Origin of the sequence: Stenotrophomonas sp. S49, assembly GCF_016624905.1 — a bacterium.
In the GTDB taxonomy this organism is placed as follows: Bacteria; Pseudomonadota; Gammaproteobacteria; order Xanthomonadales; family Xanthomonadaceae; genus Stenotrophomonas.
This window is the reverse complement of record NZ_JACVUD010000143.1, coordinates 1-6,339: the sequence shown is the minus strand read 5'-3', so window position 1 is coordinate 6,339 and position 6,339 is coordinate 1. Positions and strand designations below refer to the sequence as shown.

Here is a 6,339-nt window from a genome sequence, read left to right as displayed (position 1 = left end):
CTGTCAGTCGACTGCTCCTCGCCGGGCACCCAAAGCCCCGCGCTGCGCGCGTAGTCGACCAACGGTCGACTCTACCTGCAGGGGGCTACTTGCTGCCGCCGGCCATGGTGGCGGCGGCGTCGATCTCGGCCTGGGCACGGGCGGCGTACAGCGTGCCCGGCGGCGGCTGGCGGCTGAAGAAGGTGTGCACGCCATCCAGCACGGCGCCGGCAACCTTGCGCTGGTACGCCGGGTCGATCAGGCGGCGCTCTTCGTCCGGGTTGGAGATGAACGCCGTTTCCACCAGCATGGCCGGCATGTCCGAGGTGCGCAGCACCGCGAAGTTGGCCCGCTCGATGTTCGGCTTGTGGTTGTTGCCGATCCGCTTCAACCCGCCCAGCACGTGCCCGGCCGCGTCTTCGGATGCCTTCATGTAGCCACTCTGGGCCAGGTCCAGCAGCACGTTGGCCAGGGTGCCTTCGGTCTGCTGCAGGCGCACGCCGCCGACCAGGTCGGCCGCGTTTTCCTTGTCTGCCAGCCAACGCGCACGCTGCGAGGACGCGCCCTTGGTGGACAGCACGTACACCGACGAACCGGTGGCCGAGCGGTTTTCCGCGGCGTCGGCGTGGATCGAGATGAAGATGTCGGCCTTGTTCGCACGCGCCTTCTGCGCACGCATCGGCAGCGGAATGAAGACGTCGCTGTCGCGGGTCAGGAAGGCCTTCAGGCCCGGCGTTGCGTTGACCTGGCGCGCCAGTTCACGCGCAACCGCCAGGGTCACGTCTTTTTCGCGCTTACCGGTCGGGCCGATCGCGCCCGGGTCCTGGCCGCCATGCCCCGGGTCGATCGCTACCACCAGATGACGCATGCCGGGCTGCATGCGGATACGCGAGGCATCGCTGGGCATGGCCGGGCGCGGCGCCTCGGTGGGGGCTGCGGGCGTCGGCGCCGGTGCGGCCGGCGTGCTGACCATGGCGCGGGTCGGCTGCCCGGCCAGAATGGCGGCCGGGGAACCGGCAGGCGGTGTACTGGCGGCCACAGTGCCCGCTGCAGCTACCTGTGCCGGCGTGGTGGTGGGTGCGGGCGCCGGTGCCACCGGAGCCGCCGCGCTGGCGCTGGCCTGCTGCTGCACCTGCGCGGTCAGCAGCGCGGTGGCGCGGGCCGCATCGCCGCGGGTCTGCGCGGTCTGCGCCGCCGGCGTGGGCGCGGGCGCCGGGCTGGCAACGGGGGGCTGCGCGGCCGGCGCACTGGCAACCGGTGCAGCGCCGTCACCGGGCCACTCGATCACCAGCTTGGATTCATTGCCTTCGCGCTGCATCTGCGGGCGGAACGGCGCCACCGATTCGGCCAGGTCGAAGACCACGCGGAACGTGCCAGGCACCGGCTGGCCGGTACGCACAGCCGTAACCACGCCCTGCGCCGCCGGCATCTTCAGGTTGCGCACCGCGCTGGAGTCGGGGAAATCGACCACCAGCCGGTTGGGCGAAGACAGCGACAGGGTCTTGTAGCCGCCACTGCCAACCAAGGCGATCTCGGCGCGGGTGCCAGTCGAACCGGTGTTCAGCACCACCTGGCGAACCTCGCCCGCCCACGCAGCCGCGCTCGTCAGACCCAGTCCGACGGCGGCACAGATGGCGATGAGACGGTTCCCCAGGCGCATGGCTCAGGATTCAATCACCGCGCTGAACGGAATGCAACACCTTTTTCCTTAATAATCCGTAACCTGCCGATGTTTGTTCTCGTCAGGCGACAGAAATGGCCTGCAAGTCGCCCCCATCGGGAAGCCGATCCAGCCATTCCCGGCCTGCGTCGCTGGTGCCAGTGAGACGGACGCGCCGGCCATGGCCTTCGATGTCCAGCGCCACCACCAGGTCGGTGGGCGGCAGCGCACCGGCGCCACGTTCGGGCCATTCCACCAGCCACAACACCGCGCTGCCTTCGTCCAGGCCGAGGAAATCCAGCTCGCCGGCCTGGCCGATGCGGTACAGGTCCAGGTGCCAGGCCTCGCCGCCGCTGGCCAACGGATAGCGCTCGACCAGGGTGTAGGTCGGGCTGCGGATGGCCCCCTGCACGCCCAGCGCACGCAGCAGCGCACGGGCGGTAGTGGATTTGCCAGCGCCCAGGTCGCCACGCAGTTCAACCACCGCCTGCGGCGGACGGGTCGCGGCCAGCCACTGGCCCAGCAGGTCGGTGGCCTCGGGATCGGCAAGGAAGAATTCAGTCATCGGGGGTGTTCCGGGTTGGCCAGCCGCCGCAGGGGCGCCAGCAGATCAGTAGGAAGCAGGCCGCGCGCACCATCGGCCGCAGCGGCATCGCCGGCCAGGGCGTGCAGGAGCGCGCCAGCGGCCGCCGCGTCGAAGGCGGACAGGCCCTGCGCGCGCAGGCTGGCAATGATGCCGGTCAGCAGGTCACCCATGCCACCCACGGCCATGCCGGGGTTGCCCGCGGCGATCAGGCGCGGCGCCTGCCCCGGCGCAGCAACAATGCTGCCGGCGCCCTTCAGCACCACCACCGCGTGATAGCGCTGCGCCAGTACCTGCGCACTGCCGGCACGGTCGGCCTGGATGGCGGCGGTAGTGGTTTCCAGCAGGCGGGCTGCCTCGCCGGGGTGCGGGGTCAGGATGGCATCGGCAATGCTGTGCGGGTCCTGGGCCAGCAGGTTCAGGGCGTCAGCGTCGATCACCAGCGGCTTGCCGCAGGCCATAACCCGCGTAAATAGCGCGCGCGCCCAGTCGTCCTGGCCCAGGCCCGGACCGATCGCCACCACGCCGGCCCGGCCCAGCAGCGCCGGCAGCGCGTCACCGTCTTCCAGCGCATGGGCCATGGCTTCGGGCAGACGGGCCAGCAACGGGCCGACGTGATCGCGACGGGTGCCGATGCTCAACAAGCCCGCACCCGCGCGCAGGGCGGCTTCGGCCGCCAGGGCGATGGCGCCGCCACTGCCATGGTTACCGCCCACGCACAGGACGTGGCCCGATTCCCCCTTGTGCGTGTTGGCCCGCCGCGGCGGCAGCAGCGCCGCCAGGCGATCACCCGTCCAGCATTCAGCGGCCGCTTCCACGCCCTGCCACGCCGCTTTGGGCAGTTGCAGCGCAGCCAAGGCATGTTCGCCCACATGCTCCAGTGCGCTGCCGGTATACAGGCCGCGGTGCGGCACGATGAACTGCAGCGTCAGCGTGGCATGTACCGCGACACCGGGCACGCTGCCACGGTCGGCGTCCACGCCGCTGGGCACATCCAGTGCCAGCACCGGTGAGCCCTGCGCGTTCAACGCGTCGATCAGTGCTTTGGCCACGCCTTCCGGCGCACGGTCAAAGCCCAGGCCGAACAGGGCATCCACCCAGACATCGGCGTCGGGCAGCGTACCGTCGAACTCAGTCAGCGCGCCCCCGACGGACTTGAAATCCGACGCGGCGCGGCGTGCCAGCGGGGTGCCCGGCGGTCTGCCCGGCTGGGTCAGCACGCTCACCCGGCGCCCGGCCAGCTGCGCGTGGCGGGCCAGCACCAGGCCATCGCCGCCATTGTTGCCACTGCCCACCACCACGCCCACGTGCAGCGCCTGCGGCCAGTGCCGCAACAGACGCTGCCACGCGGCCAGCCCGGCCTGGGCCATCAGCTCCCAGCCGCCATCGCCGGCGAGCGCCGACGCCTGCGCATCGAGCGCACGCGCGGCAGCGGAATCGAACAGATCGGCAAGGTTGGCCATGCGGAGATTTTATACTGGTGCGCATGTCCCCTGCCCCTGCCCCCTTCGATCCGGCCCTGGCCGTGCAGCGCATCCGCGATCTGGCGCGCGCGCACGGCTTCCAGCGCTGCGGCATTGCCGGCATCGAGCTGGGCGAGGATGAAGCGCACCTGGCCGATTGGCTGGGCCAGGGCCTGTACGGCACCATGGACTGGATGGCCCGCCACGGCACGCTGCGCGCCCGCCCCGCTGAACTGCTGCCCGGCACCGTGCGGGTGATTTCGGTGGGCATGGATTACAGCCACAAGGACGACACCGAAGCCTGGGCGACCCTGGCCGACCCCGGCCGCGCCTACGTGGCGCGCTACGCGCTGGGCCGCGATTACCACAAGCTGATGCGCAACCGGCTGCAGAAGCTGGCCACGCAGATCAACGACGAAGTCGCCCCGCTGGGCTACCGCGTCTTCGTCGATTCCGCACCGGTGCTGGAACGTGCGCTGGCACGCAACGCCGGGCTGGGCTGGATCGGCAAGCACACCTGCCTGATCGATCGCCATGGCGGCTCGTGGTTCTTCATCGGCGAGATCTACATCGACATTCCGCTGCCGATCGATGCAGCGGCCACGGCCCACTGCGGCACCTGCACGCGCTGCATCGATGTGTGCCCCACCCAGGCCATCACCGCGCCGCATCGACTGGATGCACGCCGCTGCATTTCCTATCTGACCATCGAGCACGACGGCGCCATTCCCGAAGACATGCGGCCGCTGATCGGCAACCGCATCTATGGTTGCGATGACTGCCAGCTGGTCTGCCCCTGGAACAAGTTCGCCAAGCGCACCGACGAAGCCGATTTCCGCGCGCGCAACAACCTGGATACCGCGCGCCTGGACCAGCTTTTCGCCTGGGACGAAGCGGAGTTCCTGCGCCGCACCGAGGGCAGCCCGATCCGCCGCAGCGGCCATGAACGCTGGCTGCGCAATATTGCCGTGGCGCTGGGCAATGCGCCGGCATCGGCCGAGGCACTGGCCGCACTGCATACCCGCGCCAACGATCCCTCGCCCGTGGTGCGCGAACACGTGCAGTGGGCGCTGGCCCAGCACGGCGCAGCCTGACGTGCGATCCTGAGCCCCCGTTCCACCCGCCACGCGCCGCATCCATGCAATCTCGCAACAACGACATCCTCACCCCCAGCCAGCTCAACACGCTGGCCCGCGACCTGCTGGAAGGCAGTTTCCCGGCCATCTGGGTGGAAGCAGAACTGGGCAGCGTGGCCCGCCCCGCTTCCGGGCACCTGTACTTCACCCTGAAGGATGCACGCGCGCAGCTGCGTGCCGCCATGTTCCGGATGAAGGCGCAGTACCTGAAGTTCGTGCCACGCGAGGGCATGCGCGTGCTGGTGCGAGGCAAGGTGACGCTGTACGACGCGCGCGGTGAGTACCAGATGGTGCTCGACCATATGGAAGAGGCCGGCGAAGGCGCCCTGCGCCGCGCGTTCGAGGAACTGAAGGCACGGCTGCAGGCCGAGGGGCTGTTCGACCCCGCGCGCAAGCGGCCCATGCCTGCGCACGTGCAACGCCTGGCGGTGATCACATCGCCCACCGGTGCCGCCGTGCGCGACGTGCTGAGTGTGCTGGCGCGGCGCTTCCCGCTGCTGGAAGTGGACCTGCTGCCGACCCTGGTACAGGGCAGCAGCGCCGCCGCGCAGATCACCCGGTTGCTGCAGGCCGCCGATGCCAGCGGCCGCTACGATGTGATCCTGCTCACCCGTGGTGGTGGTTCACTGGAAGACCTGTGGGCCTTCAACGACGAGGCGCTGGCCCGCGCGATCGCTGCCAGCGGCACGCCAGTGGTCTCGGCCGTGGGCCACGAGACCGACTTCAGCCTCAGCGATTTCGCTGCCGACCTGCGCGCACCCACACCGTCGGTGGCCGCCGAACTGCTGGTACCGGACCAGCGCGAACTGGCCCTGCGCCTGCGCCGCAGCGCGGCGCGCATGGTGCAGCTGCAGCGGCATACGATGCAGCAGGCGATGCAGCGCGCCGACCGTGCGCTGCTGCGTCTGAACGCGCAGAGCCCGCAGGCGCGACTGGACCTGCTGCGCCGCCGCCAGGCGGATCTGGGCCGACGCCTGCATGCCGCGTTCAATCAACAGCAGGAGCGTCGTGCGGCGCGCCTGCGCCATGCCGCGACCGTGCTGCGTGCGCACCACCCGCAACGCCAGCTGGACGAGATGCAGCGGCGCCTGATCGTGTTGCGCGGGCGTCCACAGGCCGCATTGCAGCGGCTGCTGGAACGCGATGCCCTGCGCCTGCGCGGGCTGGCGCGATCACTGGAGGCGGTCAGTCCGCTGGCCACCGTGGCGCGCGGCTACAGCATCCTGACCCGTGCCGACGATGGCGCACTGGTGCGGCACATCGACCAGGTGCAGCCGGGCGATGCCCTGCAGGCCCGCGTGGGTGACGGCGTGATCGACGTACAGGTCAAGTGAGGGGTTGTTCGGCAGGGCTGCGCCCTGCCCCCCTGTAGAGTCGAGCCATGCTCGACTGAAGCAACGGCAACAGCAACAGCAACAGCAACAGCAACAGCGTGCATTGCGCGGGATGGCGGGGCGGTGTGGGTGTGCAGGACACGCCGTAAACCCGTCCATGAAGTGACCCCCTGAAGTTGGACAG

Annotated in this window: 5 protein-coding genes; 2 read left to right on the top strand and 3 right to left on the bottom strand. The window is 70.0% G+C overall.

The features are described 5' to 3' along the window. Positions 1-85: 85 nt before the first annotated feature. From IAE58_RS19375 to IAE58_RS19365, 3 genes are all read right to left on the bottom strand, one after another. Entirely contained in the window at positions 86-1,639 is a 1,554-nt protein-coding gene (locus IAE58_RS19375; protein ID WP_199934729.1) for an N-acetylmuramoyl-L-alanine amidase, read from the bottom strand. Between the two features lie 82 nt (positions 1,640-1,721). Continuing rightward, positions 1,722-2,204 carry a tRNA (adenosine(37)-N6)-threonylcarbamoyltransferase complex ATPase subunit type 1 TsaE gene (tsaE, locus tag IAE58_RS19370; RefSeq protein WP_199934730.1) on the bottom strand — a complete coding sequence of 161 codons (483 nt, stop codon included), beginning with the start codon at positions 2,202-2,204 and terminating at the stop codon, positions 1,722-1,724. After that, positions 2,201-3,685, bottom strand: coding sequence for an NAD(P)H-hydrate dehydratase (locus IAE58_RS19365; protein ID WP_199934731.1), 1,485 nt, complete (start codon positions 3,683-3,685; stop codon positions 2,201-2,203). Before IAE58_RS19365 ends, tsaE begins: the two co-directional genes overlap by 4 nt. Positions 3,686-3,708: 23 nt before the next feature. On the opposite strand from IAE58_RS19365, the gene queG reads away from it, so the two are divergent. Together queG and xseA are read left to right on the top strand one after the other, a co-directional pair. Then, entirely contained in the window at positions 3,709-4,779 is a 1,071-nt protein-coding gene (queG, locus tag IAE58_RS19360) for a tRNA epoxyqueuosine(34) reductase QueG (RefSeq protein WP_199934732.1), read from the top strand. Positions 4,780-4,823: 44 nt separating this feature from the next. Further along, a complete protein-coding gene (gene xseA / locus IAE58_RS19355) occupies positions 4,824-6,155 on the top strand; it encodes an exodeoxyribonuclease VII large subunit (RefSeq protein WP_199934733.1) in 1,332 nt (443 codons plus the stop codon). The last annotated feature ends 184 nt before the right edge of the window (positions 6,156-6,339 follow it).

What these genes read in the sequence shown, in the direction of transcription:
- queG (WP_199934732.1), top strand. Translation starts at nt 3,709, where the DNA reads ATGTCCCCTGCCCCTGCCCCCTTCGATCCGGCCCTGGCCGTGCAGCGC.
- IAE58_RS19375 (WP_199934729.1), bottom strand. Translation starts at nt 1,639, where the DNA reads ATGCGCCTGGGGAACCGTCTCATCGCCATCTGTGCCGCCGTCGGACTG.
- tsaE (WP_199934730.1), bottom strand. Translation starts at nt 2,204, where the DNA reads ATGACTGAATTCTTCCTTGCCGATCCCGAGGCCACCGACCTGCTGGGC.
- IAE58_RS19365 (WP_199934731.1), bottom strand. Translation starts at nt 3,685, where the DNA reads ATGGCCAACCTTGCCGATCTGTTCGATTCCGCTGCCGCGCGTGCGCTC.
- xseA (WP_199934733.1), top strand. Translation starts at nt 4,824, where the DNA reads ATGCAATCTCGCAACAACGACATCCTCACCCCCAGCCAGCTCAACACG.